Source organism: Acetobacterium paludosum, assembly GCF_008086595.1.
GTDB lineage: Bacteria > Bacillota > Clostridia > Eubacteriales > Eubacteriaceae > Acetobacterium > Acetobacterium paludosum.
In genome coordinates, this window is record NZ_RXYA01000036.1 from 1 (window position 1) to 1,980 (window position 1,980).

2 protein-coding genes are annotated in these 1,980 nt (G+C 39.1%); both read left to right on the forward strand.

The annotated features are described in order from the left end of the window. The coding region (locus FZC41_RS17025) for an EAL domain-containing protein (protein WP_148568646.1) at positions 1–326 on the forward strand (326 nt) is incomplete at its 5' end. 23 nt (positions 327–349) lie between these two features. Then, positions 350–1,980, forward strand: a 1,631-nt coding sequence (locus tag FZC41_RS17030; RefSeq protein WP_148568647.1) for a histidine kinase N-terminal 7TM domain-containing protein, incomplete at its 3' end; no start/stop codon positions are given.

Here is a 1,980-nt window from a genome sequence, read left to right on the forward strand (position 1 = left end):
TAAAAGACATGGGAGTGTCCATCAGTATTGACGATTTCGGCACCGAGTTTTCATCGCTCAGCCGGATTAAGGACCTGCCGGTGGATCGCCTCAAAATCGATATGCAGTTCATCAAAGGCATTGGCGTCAACACCAGAGATGAATCCATCATTTCGGTGATGATCTATCTGGCCAAACGGCTGGGTCTCAAGATTATTGCCGAAGGCGTTGAAACAGCTGAGCAGATGGCATTTCTCCGCGATGAAAACTGTGATGAAATCCAGGGCTATTACTATTTTAAACCACTATCAGCAGATGAAATAGATGGTGAGATTTTAATGGTCTAGAATGAAAGAAGGGAGATGAATTTATGTTGCAAACCGTCATTTCAATCATGTTTTATTTAACATTTATCATCTATGCTTTTCTGGGTGTATTCTGTTTTGCCCTTAATAAGAATGCGACATTAAATCGGGTTTTCCTTCTGGTATGTTTCAGCTTTTCGATATGGGCTTTTGCTTTTGCTGTTTCCAATTCTTTAAATCATGTTGAAGATGTGATTTTTTGGCGACGTGTCGCCTCTCTGGGTTGGGGTGTGGCATTCAGTTTTATTGTGCATTTCATTCTGATTTTAACCCAAAAACAGAACTGGTTAACGAACAAAATAGTTTACATTGCTATATACCTTCCGGCCGGAATAACGGTTTTTGTTTTTGGACTTTACGGAAAACTCGCCAACGCTCAATATAATTTAGTCCATACTGAAGCAGGATGGGGAAATATCGCAGTAAATAATATTTGGGATGCGTTTTATAATCTCTACTATCTGAGCTTTTCTATTTTTATACTGTACCTGCTTATTAAATGGTATCAAAATTCAGATGACGCAACTGATAAAAAGCAGGCACTCAGCATGCTTTTAGCATTTTCGCTATCCGTTGCCATTGGAACAGTATCCGAAATGCTGGTTAACAACTATTTGTCCGAGAAAACACCTTCGGTTGCTCCCATTATTATTTTGATACCCGTTACTGCGTTTTCGTACAACATCAGAAAATATGGTTTCATGACACCCGATAAATCTAAAAAAATTCGGGATGCAAGGGAAATATTAAGCAATGCTACCCATTCAACTTTCATTCGATACATAGCCATTGGATATTTAAGTGTCAGTTTTTTTAACATTTTGCAAACCTTCTTTTATCCCACTGTACTTTGGTCAGACATGTTATTCAGTACCATCTTTGTCATCATGGGTCTCTTTATTTACAGTCTGACTGTCGCCGGTTTATCCATCATGGCTCAGGATCGAATAATGACGGCACTGATAACCCTCACCATGCCCCTGACCTTTTTTCGTTTTCACGAAAATCAAATGAGCAATGTTTTATGGACCATCCCGTTGATCTATTTAATGATGACTATCATTTTTAATTACAAAAAAATGTTTGCTATGATAGCAGTGGTCAGCACAATCATCGGTATCCTATCATGTATTATACAACCGGAACAGTTTATTCACGTTGGCACAGTTGATTATTTTGCCAGACTTGTGATTTACTCCATGGTAATCATTTTAGCTGCTTTTATCAATCGGATCTACGTGGCACGACTGAAAGAAAATGAGCACCAGGTCAGGTTTCAGAAGATGATTTCTAGCATAACAACAAGTTTTATAGCCATCACAAGCGAAAATTTTGATAATAAAGTGACCGAATTGTTAAAACGCAGTGGAAGTTATATCAATGCTGATCGAGCCTATATTTGTTCGTTTTCGAAAAACATCGACACCTTCAGCTATGCATACCGATGGCTGGATGAGCATGTCAAACCAACCATTCGTGAAACGGAAAATTATGAGACCACAGCCTTCTCATGGTGCAAAGAAAGACTATTGAACAATCAAATTGTCTATCTTCCCAATCCGGGTGCTCTGCCTCTGGAGGCTGACGAGGAAAGAGCGGAGATCCTGAAACATCAGATTCAATCGATTATCGGAGT